General features: G+C 45.5%; 14 protein-coding genes and 1 tRNA gene. 13 read left to right on the top strand and 2 right to left on the bottom strand.

Annotated elements, in window-relative coordinates:
• Positions 1 to 227: 227 nt before the first annotated feature.
• From KQP79_RS20030 to KQP79_RS20060, 7 genes are all read left to right on the top strand, one after another.
• Positions 228 to 4529, top strand: coding sequence for a phage tail tape measure protein (locus tag KQP79_RS20030; protein WP_005681019.1), 4302 nt, complete (start codon positions 228 to 230; stop codon positions 4527 to 4529).
• 9 nt (positions 4530 to 4538) lie between these two features.
• Positions 4539 to 6674: a hypothetical protein gene (locus KQP79_RS20035; protein ID WP_004318205.1), complete on the top strand. Its 2136-nt coding sequence runs from the start codon at positions 4539 to 4541 to the stop codon at positions 6672 to 6674.
• A 43-nt stretch (positions 6675 to 6717) separates the two neighbouring features.
• A complete protein-coding gene (locus tag KQP79_RS20040) occupies positions 6718 to 6927 on the top strand; it encodes a hypothetical protein (protein WP_004318206.1) in 210 nt (69 codons plus the stop codon).
• Positions 6924 to 8090, top strand: coding sequence for a hypothetical protein (locus tag KQP79_RS20045; protein ID WP_004318207.1), 1167 nt, complete (start codon positions 6924 to 6926; stop codon positions 8088 to 8090). Before KQP79_RS20040 ends, KQP79_RS20045 begins: the two co-directional genes overlap by 4 nt.
• A gap of 9 nt (positions 8091 to 8099) precedes the next feature.
• Positions 8100 to 14888 (top strand): CotH kinase family protein, encoded by a 6789-nt coding sequence (locus tag KQP79_RS20050; RefSeq protein ID WP_264386555.1) that lies wholly within the window; start codon positions 8100 to 8102, stop codon positions 14886 to 14888.
• Between the two features lie 432 nt (positions 14889 to 15320).
• Positions 15321 to 16616, top strand: coding sequence for a reverse transcriptase domain-containing protein (locus KQP79_RS20055; protein ID WP_004325875.1), 1296 nt, complete (start codon positions 15321 to 15323; stop codon positions 16614 to 16616).
• 1 nt (position 16617) lies between these two features.
• Positions 16618 to 17112, top strand: coding sequence for a hypothetical protein (locus KQP79_RS20060; RefSeq protein ID WP_004325876.1), 495 nt, complete (start codon positions 16618 to 16620; stop codon positions 17110 to 17112).
• Between the two features lie 49 nt (positions 17113 to 17161).
• Here KQP79_RS20060 and KQP79_RS20065 read toward each other — a convergent pair whose 3' ends face one another.
• Both KQP79_RS20065 and KQP79_RS20070 read right to left on the bottom strand, forming a co-directional pair.
• Positions 17162 to 18307: a site-specific integrase gene (locus KQP79_RS20065; protein ID WP_004303351.1), complete on the bottom strand. Its 1146-nt coding sequence runs from the start codon at positions 18305 to 18307 to the stop codon at positions 17162 to 17164.
• A gap of 158 nt (positions 18308 to 18465) precedes the next feature.
• Positions 18466 to 18539: transfer RNA gene (locus tag KQP79_RS20070), tRNA-Arg, on the bottom strand.
• 287 nt (positions 18540 to 18826) lie between these two features.
• Between KQP79_RS20070 and KQP79_RS20075 the strand changes: the two genes are divergently transcribed.
• The 6 genes from KQP79_RS20075 to KQP79_RS20100 all read left to right on the top strand — a co-directional run bounded on the left by KQP79_RS20075 (position 18827) and on the right by KQP79_RS20100 (position 24745).
• Positions 18827 to 19561, top strand: coding sequence for a hypothetical protein (locus KQP79_RS20075; RefSeq protein WP_004295839.1), 735 nt, complete (start codon positions 18827 to 18829; stop codon positions 19559 to 19561).
• Positions 19562 to 19690: 129 nt separating this feature from the next.
• Positions 19691 to 20698, top strand: a complete 1008-nt coding sequence (locus KQP79_RS20080; RefSeq protein WP_004308911.1) for an aminodeoxychorismate synthase component I — start codon at positions 19691 to 19693, stop codon at positions 20696 to 20698.
• Complete coding sequence (locus KQP79_RS20085) at positions 20682 to 21278, top strand: aminotransferase class IV family protein (RefSeq protein ID WP_004308912.1); 597 nt, start codon at positions 20682 to 20684, stop codon at positions 21276 to 21278. Before KQP79_RS20080 ends, KQP79_RS20085 begins: the two co-directional genes overlap by 17 nt.
• A gap of 277 nt (positions 21279 to 21555) precedes the next feature.
• Positions 21556 to 22230, top strand: a complete 675-nt coding sequence (locus tag KQP79_RS20090; RefSeq protein ID WP_080558391.1) for a DUF2461 domain-containing protein — start codon at positions 21556 to 21558, stop codon at positions 22228 to 22230.
• A gap of 37 nt (positions 22231 to 22267) precedes the next feature.
• Positions 22268 to 22714, top strand: coding sequence for a YhcH/YjgK/YiaL family protein (locus KQP79_RS20095; RefSeq protein WP_061448151.1), 447 nt, complete (start codon positions 22268 to 22270; stop codon positions 22712 to 22714).
• Between the two features lie 18 nt (positions 22715 to 22732).
• Positions 22733 to 24745: an alpha amylase C-terminal domain-containing protein gene (locus KQP79_RS20100; protein WP_004303341.1), complete on the top strand. Its 2013-nt coding sequence runs from the start codon at positions 22733 to 22735 to the stop codon at positions 24743 to 24745.
• Positions 24746 to 24851 lie beyond the last annotated feature (106 nt).

A 24851-nucleotide genomic window follows, 5' to 3' on the forward strand; every position in this document is an offset into this window, starting at 1 on the left:
ATCGTGACGCCTCTTATATCGGTTCCTCTAACCTGGTACATTTGCTGGATGATAGATCGGGCAACAATTAAGGATAAAGAATGTTTTGATCCTTCGGATTTTACCTTTAAGAGATAAAATACTTTCTTCTTAGTATAATAAGCCTGTAGAATGGTTCTACGGGCTTTTTTTGTGTCCTTTTCCGCCACTTTACACCAGGATAATTTTGCCTTATAAAATTTACTCTTATGGCAAAATTAAAACCTGACTATATCGAATGGGTGTTAACCCTGAACGCCTCCGATGCGCAGAAGGAAATACATAATCTTTCAGAAAAGAACAAGGAGCTCCGGGATAGCAATAAGGAGATAAAAAAGGCTATGACCGATTTAATCGCCACCGGGAAAGCTGGCGGTAAACAATGGAAAAGGCTTGATGAGCAACTGAAAGAAAATAATAAGACGATCGGCGAGAATAACAAGAAGATTGCCGAATGTGAGAAACGGCTGGATAAAACCACCATGAGTGCCAACCAGCTGGCAAGGAAGGCAAACGCCTTGCGGAAAGAGCTTCGCGATACGGTGAAATCCTTGCAGCCGGAAAAATATGCCGCCCTGGAGAAGGAACTGAAAGAAGTTGAGAAAGCATACGGGCAGGCCACGAAAAAGGCGGAAGGTTTCGGCGGTTCCCTTCTTTCCCTGAATAAGATAAAAACGGTTCTGGCCGGTGTGTTTGTCACTATCGGCGCAATGATAACCGGACAGATTGTCGGCGGGCTAAGGGATGCGATCAGTACTATTATAGAGTTCGAGAAGAAAAACAGTACTTTGGCCGCTATTCTGGGAACCACGAAAAAGAGTATCAAGGATTTAACAGATGAAGCGCGCCGGCTGGGTGCTACTACTTCTTATACGGCCGCACAGGTAACGGAACTTCAGATAGAGCTTGCCAAGCTGGGATTTTTTAAAGAGGATATTAAAGCGATGACGCCTTCCGTGCTGAAATTCGCTAAGGCTGTGGACACTGATCTTGCCTCGGCTGCTACGCTTGCCGGTGCAACATTGCGTATTTTCAACCTTGATGCGGAAGATACGGAACGGGCTGTTTCTACTATGACTATGGGATGTAACGCATCCGCTTTAAGCTTCGAGTACTTAAATACGGCAATGTCTATTGTTGGGCCGGTTGCTAATTCTTTCGGATTCACGATCGAGGAAACGACCGCCCTTTTGGGGGCTTTGGCAAACAGCGGTTTCGACGCTTCATCGGCAGCGACGGCAACACGTAATATTTTGCTTAACTTGGCTGACGGTAGCGGTAAACTTGCACTTGCCCTTGGTGGTCCTGTAGATAACTTAGAAGACCTTGTAAAGGGGCTGAAAAAGCTGAACAGTGAAGGAATAGACCTTAATAAGGCACTGGATTTAACGGATAAACGTTCGGTTGCCGCATTTAATACCTTTTTAAATGGTACTGATACCGTTTTAAATCTCCGTGATGCAGTAACAGGAGCCGAAGAGGGATTTAATGCCATGGCGGAAGAAATGGGTGATAATGTACAAGGTTCCCTCAATACATTAAGTTCAACTATCGAAGGGGTAGTTTTACGTTTCTATGAATCAAAGGGTATTCTTCGGGATTTAATAGACCTTGTTACGCTTATGGTGGAAGGTGTGGGCGGTATGATCGACATGTTTAATAAATGGGGTGTTGTCACTTATACCGTTACCGCTTATTTGGTTTCTTACTATGGAGGACTGAAAATCGCTACCATGTGGCACGCCCGTTTTAAAACGGCGACCCTTGCTTCGGTCGTTGCAGAGAAAGCGCACGCCGTACAGCTTTATATCAGCCGGGCGGCTACTCTGGCTTATGCGGCGGCCCAGGCATTGCTGCACCTGAATATTAAAAGATGTACCGCCGCCCTTCGGTTAATGAGGATCGAACTTTTGAAGAATCCATATACGGCCCTGCTCGCGTTACTCGTGGCAGCCGGTGTTGCTATCTACCAGCTTGCAAAGAAGACGGAACAGGCTTCGGCGGCGATGAAGGCCCACCAGGAAGTCGTAAAGAAAGTGAATGAAGAATATGCCAGCCAGGAAGCAAAAATAAAAACTCTTGTAGCTGCTATTAATGACGAGAACCTTTCCAACTACACCCGTAAACAAAGGCTCGCTGAATTAAAAGAACTGATACCGGATTATAATGCGGAATTGAATGAAGAAGGCAGGCTCATAAACAACAACAAGGAGGCTATAGATCAATATTTAGTTTCCTTGGAAAAACAAATCAAGTTGAAAGCTTACCAGGAGGAACTGGAAGAATTGTACAAGAAAAAAAGGAATCTTGAAAGCCAGGAATCAGAGCAAAGCGACGCTTACTGGGACACCCGCCAGCAAAATACATTGTCAGGATATAACCGGAACAGTCTTACCGCTAAAATAAGCCGTTTATTTGGTACGGAAAAAGAGGCTAACCAGTTGAAAGCCCTACAGACAACACAGAAGGATTTGGCCGGTATAGAATCAGCAATCGCCCAGATCAATAATGATATCTTAAAAACAGAGGCGACGGCCACTTCATTAACCGGAACCAATAAAGAAAATATAAATACTGAAACATCCCTCATAAAGAAACTGGAGGCCGAAAAGAAAAAGGTTCAGGAACAGTGGGCGGAAGACAGCGAAGCGAATATCGCCAAGAAAAACAAGGAAATAGAACGTATCGACACCGAAATAAAACGTTTAAACGAACTGGGGAAGGTCAAAAAGAAGGCGGAAGCCGGGGAGTATAAAAATACGGAAACGGACGCCACGTTAAAACCTCTGGAGATCGAGCACGAAAAACGTATGCTTCTAATCAAACAGAACCGGGAGAAGGAAAATAAGACGGAAGCCCAGTATATTCTCGAAGGGACGGCGGAAAACCTTCGCTATTACCGGGAACGTATCGACGCACTCCAGAAGCTGGAAGCAAAAACGCCGGCTAATAAAAAGAAATTACTCGATGAAATCCACAAGCTCGAAACAGAAGCACAGACGGCCATTTTTACGGAAACCGGCAAGCAGGAGGACGCCCGTATAAAACTGGTACAGGAGAAACGGGACGAACGGTTAAAGATTGAAACCGCCTATTACAATGTCCAGAAGGACACCATGGAAAAAGCGGTATTAAACCAAAGTATCACGCAGGAAGCCGCCGACGCCTATATGCTGGAAGTTGAAGCGGAGCACGCCGCAGAACTTCTGGAGATAAACCGTACTTACCAGAATGATATTGCCGCTTTGGAAATTACCGGTAAACAGAAACGTATAGAAACAGCGACGGAAGCGGCCGACGCCGTGCGTGAGTCTGAAATGAAGTTATTGCGTGATCGGGCGGCCATTGCTCAAAAAGTACGTGAAATAACTTCCGTTCCGGTAGGAATAACCGGTATGCAGGAAGCACACCGGAAACAGGTTCAGGATGTAGAAACGACTTATAATGCCATAATTGAGATAGCGAGGCAGGCGGGAATTTCTACCGTTGGTTTGGAGAAACAGAAACAGCAGGAAATTAGCCAGCTTGAATTTGAGTACCAGAATAGTTTATACCAGATTCAATCCCAGATCGGCGTATCATGGGCACAGGAATACCAGAATGAACTGGCCCTGTTAAAGAATCTGCACGATCAGGAATTAATAGATGAAAAGACATACCAGCGTAAAAAGCTGCAAATGCAGATGAATAACGCTAAAAAATACTTTGACTACTATTCCGGTCTTTCCTCTTCCATGGTGGAAGCCATTCAACAAGCCGAAATCGACCAGGTGGAAGCAAAATACGATGTTCTCATACAGGAAGCCGAGAACAACGGTGAAGATACTGCCGCCCTGGAAGAAGAGAAGGAAAATAAGAAACTGGAGATTCAAAAGAAGTACGCGGATGTAAACTTTGCTATCAAGTGTTCCCAGATCATAGCAGATACGGCCGTTTCGATTATGAAGGCGTACGCGGACCTCGGGCCGATTGCCGGAACCGTTGCTGCAGTAATGCTTGCGGCTACCGGTGTGGCCCAGCTTGCATCGGCCAAGGCAGAACGGGACAGGATTAAAAACATGTCCTTGAAAAACACCACCGGCAGCAAGACCGCCACGGCTGAACGTGTTGTTTCCGGTTCTTCCGGTGGTGGGTATTATGAAGGTGGTTACACCGGTCCCGGCGGACGTTATGAAGTGGCCGGCGTGGTTCATAAGGGGGAATATGTGGTACCACAGCCGGAAATGAATAATCCTAAAGTGATCGACGCCGTTAGCACTATCGAAGCGATCAGGCGGCAGCGTACCAGTGCCAACCCGTTACCACAGAATCCGGGTGAATATTATGAAGGCGGTTACGTGACTTCCCCTGCAGGTGATTCTTCCTACCGGGAGTTCCTGGAAGCGGCAAAGGAGCTTCGCGCCTCCTGTGAGGCTATCAAATTGATAAAGGCCTATATCGTTTACCAGGATTTGGAGAAGGCCAAAGAAACTATAGATAACGCCCGCGACACCTTTACACGCGGAAAATAAGTAATCATTATGCTAAAGATTAAGACGAACAAAGGTTATCTGGACTTAGGGGGTGACTTTACCGTACAGATCGACGAGAAATCCCCCGTCATGAACGACCGGGGATCACAAACCGTACCGGTCACGGTTCCCGTCACTGCCAACAATGCAGGGATAACCGGTTTTGCCCACCGGCTCGACATGGGTGTAAAACCGATGAATGAAGATCAGACATGTACGGTATTGGACGGGGTGTATAAACGTACCGGAAAGATAAATATCGTTTCCGCCGGCAGGACGGAAGGAATTACTTTAAATATCGGTTTTGACAATTCGGAAGCCTACAGCGCCTGGAAAGCAAAGAAACTGAACTCGATCACATTACCCAGCATAAGCGGCGGTACCGTTAGCGGTCTTATGTCCTCTATAAACTGGTTCTTCACGGATTCCCATGAAGATTTTGCCATATTTCAAATAGTAGTCAAAAATGATTCCAAGGACGGCACGTATTACCCGCAATACATAAACCGTATCACTTTGGATTCAAACGGTGAATATGCCTTATGCTATCAGGCAAGGACGGAAACACTACTGATAAATGATACCCCGACCGAAACGAGTTTACCGGAAGGGTACGGCGTGGCCCCCTTCTTATACGTGCACCGTGTCCTGGACTTTATATTTTCAGAATTTGGTTATACTATAACCGAAAATCCTTTTAAGACGGACAAGGAACTTTCCAGCCTGGTAATCCTGAACAATGCCGCCGACTGTTGCGTGACGGGTATCCTCAATTATGCCGATTTAATGCCGGATTGTACGATTGAGGACTTTTTAAACGCGCTGTATGTACGTTTCGGACTGGTTTATAATGTCTCTTCCGATACGAAAACGGCCACTTTAAGACTGATCCGGGATATAATGGAAGATGAACCTGCCGTTGATCTGTCCCGGAATCTGACGGCGGAACCCCTTATCAATTATGAAACGGCCCGTCAGATAAAGTTATCGGCCAAAACGTCTTTTACCGGTGCCGCGCCTTCGGTGGAACGGTACGAGGACTATATCAAGGGGAACGAAAAAATGGTTATCCGTGTAAGCCGTTTCGATCCTTCCCAGGCCTCCGTGTGGCTGAACTACGAGAAGACCACCGGCAACTGGTACAAATGGGATTCGGGCAACAAGAAGCATACGTTATCATCATCCAGTTTCTTTAACTGGGACCGGAAGACGGAAAACGTAGAGGACGAGGAGCTGGCGAGCGATGATGAATGCGTGTTTATGGATTTTGCCCCGAACGGCCTTCTTTCCCCGTATTACCTGGCCGGGTATGTGCACCGTTATACCTACCTGAAAACCTCTTCCGATGATGAAGAGGATTCGGAAAAGGAGGAGACGCCGCTTTCCTTCGCTTTCGCTTTTACAAAGGCCGTTACGGAAAGTACGGATTATTCCTTCGGTTCTATTTTACCATACGCTCCGGACGGCGGAGAAATTACGTTAAAAGACGGCAGCAAACATACGATATCGCTTTTATTCCAGTTTGAAGACGGTCTGTTTGCCAAGTTCTGGCAGAAGTATGACGCCGTATTAAGGCACTCTTTTAACCAGGTGGACACAAACACCCTTTTACCGGTTCACCAGCTTATGAAAATGGATGTCTTGACCCCGGTAGCCCTGCGGGGGCAGTACATGCTTCTGGACGGCCTTTCCTATTCGCTTCCTGCGGGTAAACTGGTACCGGTAAACATTACGTTGCGTTCCCTGCGTCTGATCGGTCCCTATAATCTGGATAATGAACAGGGCATTCCCGTGTGGGGCGGTGCTTCCTACGTGTGGGTCGTATATTCTTCCAATTTGCAGAGTGTACAGGCCGGAAGGGTGGAATATTGGGAAGATTATTACCGTTATCACTGGATGTATGCTGTGTACGGTTGCCGTGTATCGAATACGATATATGACGGGTATGTTACGCCGTCAACGGATGAGGATATATTAAAAAATCCGCCCACCGCACAGGATAACATCATAGAAAAAACTTACAAATGTAAGATAGAGGTTGAAATCGAGGTAAACGAGCGTTCCGGCGCGGCCAACTATTTTTGTTACGAAACGGAAGAAGTCGAATACCAGGTAAGGTTTGTCGCATCGAGGGTGCTTAGCTGATCCCGTCCTTTATTCTTCCTTTGATAAACCCAACTTTTGCAGCATGGAAAAGCAGAATAATATCATCCTTGCCCCGTCATCTTCACAGGTGACGGAGCTTTATAAGCTTTGGAGGGAAAACCATGCGGGGCGGCTCTCGGACTTTTACAAGTTCCTGACGTCTCCCACGGATCAGCGTGATCGTTTCCTTTCCGGACTTGAAAATAAGAGTGAGTTTAACGGAATATTCATCGTTAACACCTTTGAATTATGAGTTTGACAGCAAACATTGATCCGACGGAAAACGCCTTTACCGGAAACCCTGTTTATCTTTCGGTAGAAACTACTTCTATGGCGACTTACAATATAATGTATTTCGTGAACTTTGAATTTATGCGTTCCATATTTACCGGTAACGGTAATGGAAGTTTCAAGGTGAATATCGCGGAGGTCCTGGAAACGCTTTTTGTTGATATTCCCCCGTTAACGGACAGTTCCGAGATGTTGATAAGCCTTTCCGATAAACGGTATAACAAGGCGGTCGTCACGATCACCCTTCAAAATGAGGAGGAAGAAACGGCCACTTTGGTTGTTACTGCCTGGCGTGGCGGTATATCCAAACGGGCTTTTAAGAAATTGCATGAAGAAGGTAATAACATCTTTTCTTTGAAGTTCTTGAATGAATCCTGCAATTTCTTCTTTACCACCCGGAGCAATGACTGGCGTATAACGATGCGCGAGACGGAACTTTACCCGCTCTGTTTCATCTATCCGGAGCACGAGCTGAAAATAACGGAACTTCTTACCGGACAAAGCCTTGCAGTACCAGGCACGGCAGGGAATTTCTACGCCTTGAACCTGGAGGCCGTAAGACTTAAATTCTTTACCGATTACGGGGTACTGGCCAACCTTTTTGACGTGTATAGCGGTGAAACGTTCGCTCTCCGGATCGGGATCGAGCAAAGCCCGACGGTCCGCGAGCGTTACCGGCTCCGGTTCCTGAACAGTTACGGGGTTTACGAGGTGTTTTCCCTGGAAGGCGAGGCGAGCGTAACTCCCGGCATGGATGAAGACGAAGACGCTGTTTTCCGGCGTTACGATGAAATTACCGATGATTATTATTCGGATCGCATACGTACGGAGATACAGGAAGCCGTAACGGTTAAGACGGGATTCAAACGCCCGCAGGAAATACGCTTTCTTCTTGACCTGCTTTCCTCCGATGATGTCTACCTGGCAGGTTACGGCCGGGAAGAGATCAAGGTAATTCCTTCGGCGGAAGAGTTTTCTTACCGTGTCCGTCCGGACGCGCCGCAGAACGTGACGTTAAAGCTCACGTTTGCCGAGAAGGAGTCCAACTGGACGGGAGAAATCACGGAAAGCGGCTACCGGAAACCGCGGGTTCATTCCAAAGAGTTCAGTAAACAATTTAATTAATGTATCTATATGGCAACACAGGAGTATATCGATGATCTTATTATAGTCATTGAAACCGCGGAGGACGCGGAAAGCGTTACCAACCAAATGGTGGCGGCGGTTCTTGGCTTCTTGAACGAACACCTGAAACTGGTTTCCCAGGGTAAGGAAATCGAGGCGGAGGAAGCCGCCCGCATTGCCGCCGATGCAGCCTTGCAGAAGGCTATCGACGCCGTTTCTCTACGTATCGACCGGCTTGTCGGCAACAACGCTTCGCAGGCAATCGACAACTTTAACGAAATTCTTGCTTTTCTGGACGGGCTTAAAGACAGTGATTCGCTGGCCGCATTGCTGGCCGATATCAACGCCCGTATCGGCAGCGAAGACGGTTCACAGAGTGAAGACGGTTCCCTTTGGGGAAAGCTGAAAAGTCTGTCCCAGGATATTAGCAGTTGTTCCGAGGACATAAGCACGTTGCAGGCAGACCGTGACGAAATGAAACAGGAGTTGCAGGAAACTGCCGGGCGTCTGTCTTCCACCTTTACCAATGTAAACAACCTCTTGAACGCCGGCAGCGTTTATAGTGATCTGTCGGGGGTGTTTGCAGCATTGAAAACGGCGGGGAAGATTGACGATGTCCGGAAAAACGGCGTGATCCTTTCTTTCCTCACTGCCGACGGCTGGGTGACGAAACAATTTAAAGGCAATCCGGACACGGATTTTGAGAATGTCGAAAAGTGGGAGGATTTCGGCAGCGGCGGTTCAGGCGGCGGGAATACCTATAATGTAACCGGCAGTGTGCCGCTTACGGAAGGTTTCTATACCCTGGCTTCCGCCATTGCCGCGGTACCGGAGAAGTGGCGCGGCCGGGGGCGTGTCATCACCTTTGAAACATCGCTCGGCAAATGGGAGACGTACCAGTTTACCGGAACCGCCCTGGATGCCTGGGACCAGGAGGCGAGCTGGGAAGAGTTCGGCGGCAAAGGAACGGTAAAGAGCGTAACGGTAAACGGCGAGAAGCAGACGCCGGACGCGGCCGGTAATGTGAATGTAAACGTGGATATCCTGGAAGTGGACGAGACTTTGTCCGCCGATTCCACCAATCCGGTAGAAAACAAGGTAGTAACCGCCCGTTTTAACGAGGTGGACGCTTCCACGCTGTTTAACGTAAATGCGGAGGTAAGCGAGGATGAAACATCCGTCCGTCTGTCTTTCCAGAACAAAAGCGGCGCGGAAATTACCGCCGTGGATATCCCGGCCGGTTCCGGTGGAGGTTCCGGCGAAACGGTGGCTACTAAAATTGTCTTGAATGCGGCTGTAGATAACGCCATAATCAAGGAAGGCGGAAACGCCCGTCTTACTTATACATACGATCACCAATACACCACGGGGGATGAAAAGGGGGAATCTACCGGGCAAAAGGCGGATATCACCGTTACGATCAGGCGTGGAACAACTACCATGTATTCCCAGACGGTCAGCGATGTTTCCAAAGGCAGTTACGAACTGGACCTTTCAAGTTACTTGCTTGTTGGGAATACCGATATTTACGTAGTGGCAACCACAACCGATCCGACTACCGGCAAGAAACAGACCCGACAGGCGTTTACATCCGTGAAGGTTGTCAGCCTTTCCCTTACCAGCTCTTACAATCTGGCCGGGGCCATAGCCGCAGGCGGTTATACCCTGGCCGACACGATTAATATCCCTTATGCCGTGAGCGGTTCCGGAACAAAGGTCGTCACGCTTTATCTGAACGGCCGGCAACAGAACGCGCACACCATTACAAGATCGGGAACGACAAACGGCAGTTTCAGTTTGTCCCCCTCTTCGCTTGTGACCGGCCGGAATACCGTTCAAATGGTTGCCGAAATGGAGGCTTCCGCCGATCTCGTGTTAAAGTCTGAAAGTATCTATATTGATATTCTGAAATCCGGAGGATCGGCACCGTTCATCGGCACGATGATGAGTTTTCCGGACGGCCGTATTTTTACGGAGGACCATCTTGTTCCGCGCTTGGAAGCGGGGCAGTACGAACAGGTAAAATTTGACTTTGTGGCTTATGATCCTGACGCAACGCCGGCTCAAATGGACGTTTACCGGGGCGGGGTGAAAACGCAGTCTGTCAGTGTGGCCCGTACTACGCAGACATATACCAACCGTTTTACGGAGCAGGGCGAGATCACTATGAAATTTAAGACGGGGGCCACGGAATACCCGTTTTATATCGACGTAACGGAAAGCGGGATCGACTTGCAGGAAACTACCGCCGGGCTTGTACTGAAACTTTCGGCAGCCGGGCGGAGCAACAGCGAATCCGATCCGGGAGCCTGGGATTATGGCGACATACATACGACATTTTCTGGTTTCGACTGGAGCAGCAACGGCTGGACGGGTGACGCCCTGAAACTTACGGGAGGCGCGAAGATTGAAATCGGGTACCGGCCGTTCTCCACGGATGCAACCACTACCGGGGCTACCTATGAAATGGAAATTCTTTGTTCGTCGGTAACGGACCGGCAGGGGGTGATACTGGACTGTATGGCCGGCGATATCGGTTTCCAGATGACAACGGAGCAGGCCCTTATGCGTGTTTCCGGCGGTACGGAAGTAAGTACGAAGTTTGCAAGTGATATGAACCTGAAAATGGCCTTTATTGTCGGGGCCAAGGCCGGTAAGCGGTTGCTGGAACTTTATGTAAACGGAATCCGTTGCGGAGCGGTGCAGTATGGGGCTACCGAAGGATTACTGCAGGCGGAACCGGTGAACATCCGTTTGTTCAGTGATACGGCGGATGTGGAGATCAGGAATTTCCGTATTTATAACCGTGCGCTTACGGATGATGAAGAATTGAACAATTACATGGTAGACCGGACTACGTCGGACGAAATGGTCCTGTTATTTGAAAAGAATGATGTTACGGGGGACAACGGTACGGATATCGACATAGACAAGTTACGCGCCCAGGGAAAGGCGGTTATGCGAATTGTCGGCGATGTGAACCTTGTCAACGCCACCAATAACAAGAAATTCGAGGTACCGGTCGATATCTATTTTTATAGCCCGCAGGGTAAGGAGTACGATTTTGTAGCAAGGAATGTCGGTCTAAGAATACAGGGTACATCATCCACCACTTATCCGCGTAAGAATTACCGTCTTTATTTCTTGCGCCTGGAAAAATACGGTACCACGCTGGAAGTTAACGGCGTGGATGTGCCGTCCCTTGAATACAGTTTCAAACCGGGAGCACGGCCGATCAGTATATTCTGTTTGAAAGCGGACTTTTCCGATTCTTCCGGTACACATAATACCGGTGCGGTGCGTATTGTGAACGACGTTTGGAAGAGGTGCGGGTGGCTGACACCGCCGCAGGCTGCATATAAGGGGGAATATGACGTACGTATAGGCGTGGACGGTTTCCCTATGGACCTGTTTTATGACAACGACGGCACCGGTGCGAATACTTATCTGGGAAAATACAATTTCAATAATGAGAAGTCGGAAAGTGCGATCATTTACGGTTTTGAAGGAATTGAAGGATTCAACGACGAAGCGGCCCTGAACGGGCAGCGTAACAAATGTATCTGTCTGGAGTTCCTGAACAACTCCGAGGCCCTTTGTCTGTTCGGGACTACCGACATGTCTTCTTTTGATGATGCGCTGGAATTTCGTTTCAAGGCGGACACTACCTGGGCGGATGCACACGAGGACGACAAGGCGGCAGTTACAAGGCTTTGGAACTGGATCGATTCATGTAAGGATGATCCCGCCAAGTTCCTGGCGGAATATAACCAGTATTTCGGTAATGACAGCCCGTTTGCATGGTATCTGATTACCGATTACTTTATGGCTGTGGATAACCGGGCAAAAAACATGATGCTGGCGACTTGGGACTCTCTGATCTGGTATTTCCTTCCTTACGATATGGACACGCTGTTCGGTGTGCGTAATGATTCGGTACTGAAATACGAATATACCATTACCCACGAAAGTTTTGACGATAGTATCGGTAGTTATGCTTTTGCCGGCCATGATTCCGTTTTATGGGAACTGGTACGGTCTTGTCCGGACAAATTGCGTGAAGTGGCGGAAACCTTGCGTAGCAATATGAGCCTTGAATATGTCCTGCAAGTATTTAACGAGGAACAAATGGGCAACTGGTGCGAGCGGATTTATAACAAGGATTCGGAATATAAATATATCCTTCCGCTTACCGAAGGGGTGACAACCGGCAGCGGAACCAGTTATTATAATTATCTGTATGCCTTGCAGGGAAGCCGTTATGCGCACCGTACTTATACCATTCAGAACCGTTTCGCCCTTTTGGATAGTCAGTATGTGGCCGGTACTTACCGTCGTGACAGCTTCGCGGCTTATTTCGGATACAAGTTCGGCAGCGATAACCGGAAAATTCGGATTACGGCCTCCGAACGGTATTATTACGGGTACGGGTACACGTCCGGAACACCGCACCAAAGCGCGGTACTTGCAGAAACGGCCGGGGCTGTGGTGGAACTGACAATGGACACGGATTTAATTGTAAACGATCCGCAATATTTCTACGGTGCAAGCCGTATTCGCGGGCTTGATCTGACGGATGTAGCCCACGCCATTGTCGGCACGTTGAACCTGAACAACTGCACGGCCTTGCGTGAACTGAATGTTAGTTGTGAGGCCGGACAGACGACATTTAACGCCCTTCTGGTGGGTAATTGCCGTAATCTTCGAAAACTCGACATATCCGGACTTAAATCTTCTTCCTTTACCGGTATGGACCTTTCAAGTAATACCAAACTTGAAACCTTCCTGGCCGGTGATACATCCCTTACCGGTGTGACATTTGCCGGCGGTGCGCCTCTGGCCGTTTGCGTCCTTCCCGGAACTTTGCAGACGCTCGAACTCCGGTACCTGAACAAACTAACCAATGCAGGGCTGCAGCTGGAAGGTACGGCAAATATCACGCGCCTTGTGATTGATAACTGTAGCCTGATCGACTGGAACACGTTATTACAGCAATGCAGTGCGACCAGCTATCTACGAATTACCGGTATAGATATGGACGGGAACGGTAATTTGCTTCGCAGGCTTATGACAATGGGCGGCGTTGATGAAGACGGGGGAAACGTGCAGACGTGCCGCCTGGTAGGTACGTACCGGCTCACCCAGTCCATGTCGGATGAAGAGTACGCCGCCACCTGTGCACATTTCCCGGAACTGAATATCATTCAGCCGCAGTTTGTCGGTATAAAAATAGATCAGACGGTAGGAGACGGGGAAAAGATTACGAATCTGGATAACTCTACCGGATATGACTATAATACTGAATTTACCCCGTCTTCCCATATATTGGAAGTGTTGTCGAAAAGACGTTGTATTCTGGCTAAAAAGACGGCGGAGGGTGAAATGACCTGTTACCCGCTTCATGATGAGAACCGAAATAAATACGCGGATAGTGACAGCGTGGAGAACGCCACGGATGCAGTATTAACCGGATCGGAAGGTGAAGTTTACATATATGAGCCTCATTACTGGTACAAGGGAGTAACGGACGTGCTGAATCAGTGCCTTTACGGTTTTATTTCAAGTAATGAGGATGCGCCGGCAGCAGCAGGGTACACCAGTATAAGATTTACCCGCGAGGAACTGGATGTGACGGAAGGGATCGGGATTCGTAAGAATACGGATTACACAACCATTGAAGAGGCGAAGAATGAATACGAATCCGGATCGTTCGCCCTGGTGGACGTCCGGGATTACAAGCAGGTTCGTTTTCCCGGTTTTGCTTCTACTCTTTACGGTGCTGTATTTATAGATGATGCCGGGAAAATAGTAAGTCGGATCAGCGTTTCAAATGCGAACGGTTTTATCAATGGTATGTATCTGTTTTGTGCCGTTCCTGTAGGGGCTACGAAACTGGCCTTTACTTTCCTTAATTCGGCGGCCTTCGATTTCGTTTTACTCACAACATCGGAAAGTGTGGAAGCGATCGAGCCGGACTGGGTAGAGCATACGGAATGCCTGGGCGGTGTTTATGAAGCCTATCTGATTGATGATGTGCTGCGTTCTGTCAGTGGTGTTTCAAGTGTAGGAACTATTTCACAGAGCCAGGCAGTCAAATACGCCCAGAACAGGGGCAAAGGTTTCCAGCTGTTCGACTGGGAGATGCACAAGGATGTGGGTAATCTGCATTTCTTTAAATACGGTAATACCGATTCGCAGGGAGTTTGCGGATATGGAACAAACAATTACCAGAAAGTGACAGGCCTTACAAATGCGCTGGGGATGCGTGATACGGTTTCTTATTATAAGGAAAAGGGCGGTTCCAATCCACAGGCGGAAGGTGCTTACCGGGACGGTGTAAATTATCAGTCCGTCAATGTGCTGGGATATGAGAATTTCCAGGGAAACAAGGCGGAATGGTTGCAGTATGTCACAGTAAACAAGACGGCGGCGGACGGAAGGTGGTTTATTACCATGCCGGACGGAACGGAACGCGTTGTACAGGGAATTACTGTTTATAATGCGGATATTTATCCTACCCACATGGTTTGGGGCCGGTATATGGATTTGATTGCGGCCAAGGAAGGCGGTTCCACTTCCTCTCATTGGTTCGACAGGTTCTATGTGGGTACCGGGCTTTCTCGTGTGGTGTATCGGTCGTACAGCTACGCGTTCGGGTTGGGCGGTGTTTCGTATGCGAACGCGAATAACGATTCATCGTACACGTATGCGAGCATCGGCGTTCGGCTTGCCTTCAGGGGCATCATACGCTGGGCGGGTAGCGTCGCGGCCTTTAAAGCCATAAATCAGGCAGATTAAGATAAAAAATAGCAACGTAAAACGTTGTGCGGGTAGCGCAGGCGTCCGGAAGTAAGACGGGTGCCGGTGCTTCCTGAAAGTACAAAGGCGGATTTCCTCATATACACTCGTGTGGTGTATCGGTCGAACAACAACGCGAACGCGTTAGGCGGTGTTTCGTATGCGAACGCGAATAACGATTCATCGAACACGAATGCGAACATCGGCGTTCGGCTTGCAAACAATTAGGATAAAGAAAAAGCGCATAAGCCTTAAAGATTGGCGTACAACAGTGGGGACGTGTCCCCGGCGTGGAGCCAAGAGGAATGAGCCTCGCCAACAGCAGCCGTTTACGGCTGGAAAGGGGAAAAATAAAGCGCAGGGCAATGGGGTTTGGTAGGAATTTTTTTCGAAGAAGCCCGGCCCGGGGAATTGAAGGCTAATTTAATTATCATGTGGAGAGAAGATAATATTATAGAAGAGATTGTCGAGGACTCCAATATAGAGGACGCCATAAAAACGGTATTGCGCAAAAGAAGACGAAAGCGCAGCTTTGCCGGGCGTAGAATACTGGCGGATGTCCCGAAGGCAGTAGAGAGGATCAGGCAGCGGATCAGGAGTGGGCGGTTCAAGCTCGGAGGATATCGGGAAATGACCGTAGACGACGGGCCGAAGGTAAGGACCGTACAATCGGTTTCCCTGGAGGACAGGATCGTTCTTAACGCTGTTATGAATGTGGTGGACCGGCATTTGAAAGTACGTTTTATCCGGACTACTTCCGCATCCATTAAAAACAGGGGAACGCATGACCTTTTACAGTATATCGTTAAAGATATAAAGGATGATCCCGAAGGAACCCTGTTCGGGTACCAGTTCGATATAACGAAATTCTATGAAAGCGTAGACCAGGACATTTTGCTGGATGCAGTGAAAAAGATGTTCAAGGATAAAATATTAATCGGAATCCTGGAAGAGTGCATCCGCATGATGCCTAAAGGCGTAAGTATCGGGCTAAGATCATCACAGGGGCTTTGTAATTTGCTTCTATCCATTTACCTGGATCACCGGTTAAAGGATCAGGAGGCAGTAGCACACTATTACCGGTATTGTGACGACGGTCTGGTGCTTTCCGGTAGTAAGAAATACCTTTGGAAGGTTAGGGATATCATTCATGAACAGGCCCGTAAAGCCCGCCTGGAGATTAAAAGCAATGATACCGTTTTCCCGATCACCGAAGGTATCGACTTCCTGGGATATGTAACCCGCCCGGATCATGTACGGTTAAGGAAGCGTAACAAACAAAAGTTCGCCCGCAAGATGCACAAGGTTAAAAGCAAGAAACGCAGGCAGGAGCTGACCGCCTCATTTTACGGGCTTACAAAACATGCCGATTGCAAGAACTTATTTTATAAACTAACAGGAAAGAAAATGAAAAAATTAAAAGATCTGGGCTACAAGTACAAGCCTAAAGACGGACGGAAACGATTTACCGGGGCAAGGATCAAGTCGCCCGAACTGATGAACAAGGATGTGATCGTACTTGATTATGAAAAGGATGTTCCGACGAAAAACGGAAACCGGACTGTTATAAAGCTGGAACTCGACGGCAAGGAGAGAAAGTATTTTACCAGCCTGGAGGAAACACTTTTCATTTGTGAATCAGCGGCAAGAGACGGAGAACTGCCTTTTGAAGCACATTGCGAAGGTGAAGTAAGTGAAAAAGGATTGATAATTATACATTTTACTTGAAATGATACGAATTTATGCAGACAGCAAGGCGGAACCGGTAAGATGTACCAACCGCCGCCGGGGAATCTGGCGTATTACGTGGGATTACCAGGAAACAGAGACAGCAGAAGGAGTGCAGCGTAGTTACATGGAAGAGACGTTCGATCATCTACCCGCACTGGCAGAAATCAAGGCGGTTATTAATGAATGGTATAACCGGAAGATAACCGACACGATCGAAAGCGGGTACGTATGGAACGGCCTGAAAGTCTGGCTTTCCATGGAGAACCAGATGAATTATAAGACGGCGTACGATCTTGCCTTGCAGACAGGCGGGGAAAACCTTCCTGTTACTTTCAAGCTCGGGGAAGAAGACAACCCGACGTTTTACGAGTTTGCAAGTATGCAGCAACTACAAGAGTTTTACACCGGTGCCGTGAAACATATACAGGAGACACAAAAGGAAGGCTGGGAACTTAAAAAGGCGATAGACTGGAGCGTTTATACGTTGGAGTAGAAAAAGTGAAGGGGGAAGCGGGAAACACGTTTCCCCTTCACTCTTTTAGTTATAACATATCATCAAAGGCGTGTATTCCCGCTTCGCGTTCATCTTCCAGAGCATGTGCGTAAACCATTGTCATAGTTATAGAACTATGTCCCAAAAGGTGGGATAGCGTTACGATATCATGTGTTTTCTTATAATACAAGGTAGCGAATGTATGCCGCCCGGTCTTTGAACTGATATCCTTTGTTATTCCTACTTTACCGGCTATTGTTTTCAATACCCGGTTTATATCCTGATCCGTGGGAAGGTTCATAAACAAGTTACCTTTTGTACGTCCGGCCCGGTAATATTCATAGATATAACGTGCCGGGTCCGATAAGGGTACAGTTACCGGTATTTTTGTCTTACCTCGTGTGTAGTGTAGTTCATTCCCTATGAACTGGTTTATCTGCAATGCTTTTGCATCGCCTATATGCAAAGAAGTAAAACAAAGAAACAGAAAAAAACGGAGTACGTTCTGGGTACATTCTTCCAGGCGGCCGGACCGGTACAAGGCGGTCAGACGGAGGAGTTCTTCTTCCGTCAGGTATATAACTTCACTTTTGGGGCGACGTATCTTTATGGCCGCGAACGGGTCCTGGTCCATATAACCGCCGCGTATGGCGGCACCTACATATATTTTGATAGTAGCCATGTTACGCCATGCCGTAGAATCCATGTTACCTATTTTGCGAAGATATGCAAAGAAAGACAGGAGAAATTCGTGGGTAATCTCTGAAAATACAAGGCCGGGTGCGAATGTTTCCAGTTTCTTGATGATAGAAACGTGATGTTTCCAGGTACCGAAAGAAATAGTTTTGCTAATTTGTTTGAGGTAAACCCGTGCAAAATCAAAGAAGGTACCAAAATCGGAGGGATTGTTATACTGGCGGAAGAAACTTTCTTTTGTCAGCGTCTCATTTTTAAGACGGGCACGGACAAATATATCGCTTACTCGTGAACGGATATTGGAGATGATTAAATTTTTATCCTTACTTTCTTTGTCCCGGCCTTTTATCACTTCGTTTTGCTCATCCCATTCTTTAGAGGTGACACTTAACCTTACCGCGATCCTTATTTTCTCGCGGTTGATATAAAATTCCACATACAGGGGGAGCCGGTCGGTTTTGCCTTTTTTGCCTTGTCTTACAACTCTTATTGCCGTCATTTTTATATGCCTATTTTATGCCTGTAGAGGGGATATGCCTACAAATATGCCTACACAGGCAGGTTATTAAAAGTTAAACGGGGCGAAAGTAAAACGTTTAATATCAGCTATTTAAAAGAAAAATCCGATAACATTTAACTGTTACCGGATGTTAATAGTGATTCCGAAGCGATTCGAACGCTTGACCCACGCCTTAGAAGGGCGTTGCTCTATCCAGCTGAGCTACGGAACCAGCCTTATTTGCGGATGCAAAGGTAGTGCTTTTTATGAAAACTCAAAAACTTTCTGGCATTTTTTTATTCATATATTTCTTTGTGACTATGAATCAGTAGTTTATAATAGAGGTGGCATTTTGTTTATTTATATGGTTTGGGAAGAATGAATAGAAAAACGCCATTTTTACGAAGAATAACGAACGTTATATAGGTTTCAAAAAGCTCAAAAAAATAAAATAGGGTTGTGTTTTTCTATTATAACTTTTACTTTTGAACGATAAACAACTAAAAAACACATAAAGTTATGAAGAAATTGATTTTTTTATTTGCATTTTGTATTGTAGTGACTAATGTTTTTGCACAAACCGCCCCAGAGCAATTGAAAAAAGAAGGAAATGATGCATTTAATGCTAAAAATTATCCAGTAGCGTATGCGAAGTTCAGCGAATATCTGAAACAGACTAATAATCAGGATTCTGCAACAGCTTACTATTGTGGTATAGCAGCAGACGAAGTGAAAAAGTATGCGGAAGCCGTGACCTTTTTCGATATTGCTATTCAGAAAAAATTTAATATAGGAAATGCGTATGCTCGTAAAGCTTTGGCTTTAGATGCACAAAAGAAGACTGCTGAATATGTAGCTACATTAGAAGAAGGGCTGAAAGTCGATCCTAAGAATAAGACAATGGTGAAGAATTATGGTCTTCATTATCTAAAAGCAGGACTTGCAGCACAGAAAGCAGGAAAAGCAGAAGAAGCTGAAGATTGTTTTAAGAAAGTAATTCCTTTGGATCACAAGCAATATAAAACAAATGCATTGTACAGTTTAGGAGTTCTGTGCTATAATGATGGCGCTAATATCCTGAAGAAAGCTGCTCCTTTGGCAAATTCTGATGCAGATAAATATGCTGCAGAAAAAGAAAAAGCTGATGGTAGATTTAAAGAAGCATTAGACTATCTGGAAGAAGCTGCTAAGATCTCTCCGGAAAATGAAAATGTGAAGAAGATGCTTCCTCAAGTGAAAGCTGTTATGAAGTAATTTGACCAATTTTATAAATGATAAAGGGTTGCCGATATGACACGTCGGACAACCCTTTTTTATTGCTATCTTTTTCTAATCTATACTTTTTGTGTACATTTGCCTTCCCTAAACGTAGAAGTATTTTATATGCACTTATATAATAAGGAACAGGCTATTAAACGAATGAACCAGTTGGGACAACTCCACCGTCCTTTCATTTTCATTATAAATTATCTACAAGATGTATCTTATATAGAGGAGGTTGCCGCTGTTGATTCCGCTGAAGTTTTGTATAATTTGAATGGATTTACCAATCAGATTATATCGGCTGAAGATGATATAGCTACTTACTCCGCAAAAACAGTGCCTTCACTACATTGGCAGCCTTTCGCAGAATCTTTCTCTTCTTATCAACGTTCGTTTAATATCGTGCGACGGAACATCCTGGCAGGAAATAGTTTCCTTACGAATTTGACGTGTCGCACTCCGGTAGAAACCAATCTCACTCTGAAAGATATTTATTTTCATTCAAAAGCGATTTATAAGCTATGGATTAAAGATCGTTTTACGGTTTTCTCTCCTGAAATATTTGTTAGAATTCATCAAGGAAAAATTAGCTCATATCCGATGAAGGGAACCATTGATGCTTCAATTCCCTCTGCTGCTCAATTATTGATGAATGATCCGAAAGAGACTGCCGAACATGCTACCATTGTAGATCTGATTCGTAATGATTTAAGTATGGTTGCCAACCGGGTGTCAGTTTCCCGGTATCGGTATATGGACAGGTTACAGACTAATCGGGGAGTCATTTTCCAGACGAGTTCTGAAATTCAGGGTATATTGCCTGAAAATTATCAGGAGCATTTGGGAGATATTATTTTCAGGCTATTACCAGCCGGTTCTATTACCGGTGCTCCAAAGAGAAAAACGATGCAGATTATTCAGGAAGCTGAAACCTACGACAGAGGATTTTATACGGGAGTTATGGGATATTCTGATGGCATTGATTTAGATAGTGCCGTTATGATACGATTTGTAGAACAGGAAGGAGAGAAGATGTATTTTAAAAGTGGAGGTGGGATCACCTGCCAGAGTGATGTGGAAAGCGAGTATAATGAAATGAAACAAAAAGTATATGTACCCATTTATTGAGACTATCCGGATAGAGGATGGACAGATTTATAATCTTGATTATCACACAGAGCGCTTTAATGAAACCCGTGCAGCTTTTTGGAAAGACAGCACTCCGCTGGATTTACGGGAATTTATATCTCCGCCAACTTTAAATGGAATTCATAAATGCCGGATTGTATATGGAAAAGAAGTGGAAGAAGTTACGTATGCGCCCTATCAGATGCGACAGGTATCTTCTTTGCATTTGGTTGTGTCCGATACCATTGATTATACTTATAAAAGTGCGCATCGGGAAGAACTGAATGCCTTGTACACTCAAAAAGGAATGGCGGATGATATTTTAATTGTGAGAAATGGCTATCTGACAGATACCTCTATAGCTAATGTTGCTCTCTATGACGGAGATACCTGGTTCACACCAGCTCATCCGTTACTCCGGGGGACGAAACGAAGCGAATTTCTGGACAGGCAGCTCATTGTTGAGAAAGACATTCCGCAAATATGTTTGAAAGACTATTCCCATATCATGTTATTCAATGCAATGATTGACTGGAAACACATTATATTACCTATAAATGAGAAACATTTAATTCTATAAACTATAATTAACTGAAATATACAGAGAACTGCTGAACAAAAGTCTCTTTTGTACTGTTATATTTATGTGTTTTTCATAGTATTAGATATAAGATTAATTAAAGAGATTGTACTTCACTTGTGAAAGCTAAAGTACGTCAGAGACAGAAGAGTCTGTTTTTTTGATAAATGTGTTAGAGCATCGGTTTTACCAGGCCGATGCTTTTTTTATGTCCTTTTACCCCCTTTTGTAGTTTATATGAAATAAAATTTGTACGTTTGTAGAGTAATAATAGAAAATGATAAAGATGAACATACCCGTTATCTTTCAGTTTTTAAAAGATCTTTCCGCGAATAATAATCGTGAGTGGTTTAATGAGCATAAGGCAGAATATGAAACAGCCCGTGCCGAGTTCGACAACTTTTTGGCAACAGTGATCGCCCGTATTTCCCTGTTTGATGAAACTATCCGGGGGATTCAGCCCAAAGACTGTACTTATCGTATTTACCGGGATACCCGCTTCTCTGCGGATAAAACACCTTATAAAATACATTTCGGAGGTTATATCAATGCCAAAGGAAAGAAGTCCGATCATTGTGGATATTATGTACACTTACAGCCGGATGGTTCTATGCTTGCCGGAGGAAGCCTGTGTCTGCCTACCAATATCCTGAAAGCAGTGCGACAATCTATCTATGATAATATCGAAGAGTTTGTTGCGATCGTAGAAGATCCGGAGTTTAAGAAATACTTCCCGGTGATAGGAGAGGATTTTCTGAAAACAGCTCCGAAAGGTTTTCCGAAAGATTTCAAGTACATTGATTATTTGAAATGTAAAGAATATGTTTGCTCTTATAATGTTCCAGATGACTTCTTTACCCGACCGGATATACTGGAACAGATAGACAAAGTGTTCCGGCAATTCAAACGGTTTGCCGATTTTATAAATTATACGATTGATGATTTTGAATAAATAATGCCTAGAATATAAACTTTAAAATTTAACTTATATGGTAGTAGATACTTTAGAAAATCTGGAGAAATATGCGTCTTTAAACCCTCTGTTTGCACAGGCTATTGAATTCTTGAAGTCTCATGACCTCCAAGCCATGGAAGTTGGTAAGACAGAACTGAAAGGAAAAGATCTGTTGGTGAATATTGCACAAACCAAACCTAAAACAAAAGAGGAAGCCAAACTGGAAACTCATAACGAATTTATTGATATTCAAATCCCATTGTCGGGAACAGAAATAATGGGGTATACTGCTGCTAAAGACTGTGTTCCGGCAGATGCACCTTACAACGAGGAAAAAGATATTACTTTCTTCGAAGGATTAGCAGAAACATACGTTGCCGTAAAACCGGGAATGTTTGCTATCTTTTTCCCGCAAGACTGTCATGCTCCCGGTATCACTCCAGATGGTGTGAAGAAAGTAATCGTAAAAGTAAAAGCATAATCCTAATTCAATTCTGATATGGAAAAGACACTTAATCTCGTAAAAAACGATCCCTGGCTGGAGCCTTTTGCCGGTGCTATCACCGGACGCCATCAGCATGTATTAGACAAAGAAGCTGAATTGACGAATAAGGGAAAACAAACCCTTTCAGATTTTGCATCGGGGTATCTTTATTTTGGATTGCATCGCACCGATAAGGGGTGGACTTTCCGTGAATGGGCTCCTAATGCTACTCATATTTATATGGTGGGTACATTTAATAATTGGGAGGAAAAAGCTGCCTACAAGCTGAAAAAACAAAAGAATGGTATTTGGGAAATCAACCTGCCGGCGGATGCCATTCATCATGGCGATCTCTACAAACTGAATGTATATTGGGAAGGCGGACAAGGCGAACGTATTCCTGCGTGGGCTACACGTGTGGTACAGGATGAACAGACCAAAATATTCAGTGCACAAGTCTGGGCTCCGGAGAACCCCTATAAATTCAAGAAGAAAACATTTAAGCCCGACACGAATCCGCTGTTGATTTATGAATGTCATATCGGAATGGCACAGCAGGAGGAAAAAGTGGGCACATATAACGAATTCCGCGAGAAAATACTTCCTCGTATTGCTGAAGAAGGATATAATTGTATCCAGATTATGGCTATTCAGGAACATCCATATTATGGAAGCTTCGGCTATCATGTATCCAGTTTCTTTGCTGCCTCTTCGCGTTTTGGTACCCCCGATGAACTAAAAGCATTGATTGATGCTGCTCATGAGATGGGTATTGCTGTGATTATGGACATCGTTCATTCACATGCAGTGAAGAATGAAGTAGAAGGACTAGGAAACTTTGCCGGTGATCCGAATCAGTATTTTTATCCGGGCGCTCGTCGCGAACATCCGGCTTGGGACTCTCTCTGCTTTGATTATGGCAAGAATGAAGTGATCCACTTCCTGTTGTCAAACTGCAAGTACTGGCTGGAAGAATATAAATTTGACGGATTCCGTTTTGATGGAGTGACTTCTATGTTATATTACAGCCATGGACTGGGTGAAGCTTTCTGTAACTACGGAGATTATTTCAACGGTCATCAGGATGATAATGCGATTTGTTACCTGACACTGGCTAATGAAGTGATTCATCAGGTAAATCCGAAGGCGATAACCATTGCCGAAGAAGTTTCCGGTATGCCGGGACTGGCTGCCAAAGTAGAAGATGGCGGTTACGGCTTCGATTATCGTATGGCCATGAATATTCCGGACTACTGGATCAAGACAATCAAAGAAAAGATCGATGAAGACTGGAAGCCTTCCAGCATGTTCTGGGAAGTAACCAACCGTCGCCAGGATGAAAAGACCATTTCGTATGCAGAAAGTCATGACCAGGCATTAGTAGGAGATAAGACGATTATCTTCCGCCTGATTGATGCCGATATGTACTGGCACATGCAGAAGGGAGACGAAAATTATGTTGTCAACCGTGGTATTGCTTTGCATAAAATGATCCGCCTGCTGACCTCTTCGACTATCAACGGAGGTTATCTGAACTTTATGGGAAATGAATTCGGGCATCCCGAATGGATTGACTTCCCGCGTGAAGGTAACGGATGGTCGTGCAAATATGCCCGCCGCCAATGGGATTTGGTGGACAACAAAAATCTGACCTATCACTATATGGGTGATTTTGATAAAGAAATGCTGAAAGTTCTCAAGAGTGTGAAAGATTTCCAGGCAACACCTGTTCAGGAAATATGGCATAATGATGGCGATCAGGTATTGGCATACGAACGGAAAGACCTTATATTTGTCTTTAACTTTAATCCAAAGCAGTCATTCACTGATTATGGATTTCTGGTAACTCCGGGAGCTTATGAAGTGATACTGAACACCGACGATGTAGCATTTGGAGGAAATGGTTTGGCAGACGACTCTGTCGTGCACTTCACTATTACCGATCCGCTGTACAAGAAGGAAAAGAAAGAGTGGCTGAAACTCTATATTCCTGCCCGTACCGCTGTAGTACTTAGAAAGAAAAAATAATTTTATCTTTAAATCAAGAAGAGGTTGTGTCAAAACGTTGGCACAACCTCTTTTATATTTTACAGTTCTGCTATATTTTCTTTTGGCTATGCTGCTTTTTCCTCAT

Origin of the sequence: Bacteroides sp. DH3716P, from assembly GCF_025914115.1 — a bacterium.
In the GTDB taxonomy this organism is placed as follows: domain Bacteria; phylum Bacteroidota; class Bacteroidia; order Bacteroidales; family Bacteroidaceae; genus Bacteroides; species Bacteroides ovatus.

What these genes read in the sequence shown, in the direction of transcription:
- KQP79_RS20030 (WP_005681019.1), top strand. Translation starts at nt 228, where the DNA reads ATGGCAAAATTAAAACCTGACTATATCGAATGGGTGTTAACCCTGAAC.
- KQP79_RS20035 (WP_004318205.1), top strand. Translation starts at nt 4,539, where the DNA reads ATGCTAAAGATTAAGACGAACAAAGGTTATCTGGACTTAGGGGGTGAC.
- KQP79_RS20040 (WP_004318206.1), top strand. Translation starts at nt 6,718, where the DNA reads ATGGAAAAGCAGAATAATATCATCCTTGCCCCGTCATCTTCACAGGTG.
- KQP79_RS20045 (WP_004318207.1), top strand. Translation starts at nt 6,924, where the DNA reads ATGAGTTTGACAGCAAACATTGATCCGACGGAAAACGCCTTTACCGGA.
- KQP79_RS20050 (WP_264386555.1), top strand. Translation starts at nt 8,100, where the DNA reads ATGGCAACACAGGAGTATATCGATGATCTTATTATAGTCATTGAAACC.
- KQP79_RS20055 (WP_004325875.1), top strand. Translation starts at nt 15,321, where the DNA reads ATGTGGAGAGAAGATAATATTATAGAAGAGATTGTCGAGGACTCCAAT.
- KQP79_RS20060 (WP_004325876.1), top strand. Translation starts at nt 16,618, where the DNA reads ATGATACGAATTTATGCAGACAGCAAGGCGGAACCGGTAAGATGTACC.
- KQP79_RS20065 (WP_004303351.1), bottom strand. Translation starts at nt 18,307, where the DNA reads ATGACGGCAATAAGAGTTGTAAGACAAGGCAAAAAAGGCAAAACCGAC.
- KQP79_RS20075 (WP_004295839.1), top strand. Translation starts at nt 18,827, where the DNA reads ATGAAGAAATTGATTTTTTTATTTGCATTTTGTATTGTAGTGACTAAT.
- KQP79_RS20080 (WP_004308911.1), top strand. Translation starts at nt 19,691, where the DNA reads ATGCACTTATATAATAAGGAACAGGCTATTAAACGAATGAACCAGTTG.
- KQP79_RS20085 (WP_004308912.1), top strand. Translation starts at nt 20,682, where the DNA reads ATGTACCCATTTATTGAGACTATCCGGATAGAGGATGGACAGATTTAT.
- KQP79_RS20090 (WP_080558391.1), top strand. Translation starts at nt 21,556, where the DNA reads ATGATAAAGATGAACATACCCGTTATCTTTCAGTTTTTAAAAGATCTT.
- KQP79_RS20095 (WP_061448151.1), top strand. Translation starts at nt 22,268, where the DNA reads ATGGTAGTAGATACTTTAGAAAATCTGGAGAAATATGCGTCTTTAAAC.
- KQP79_RS20100 (WP_004303341.1), top strand. Translation starts at nt 22,733, where the DNA reads ATGGAAAAGACACTTAATCTCGTAAAAAACGATCCCTGGCTGGAGCCT.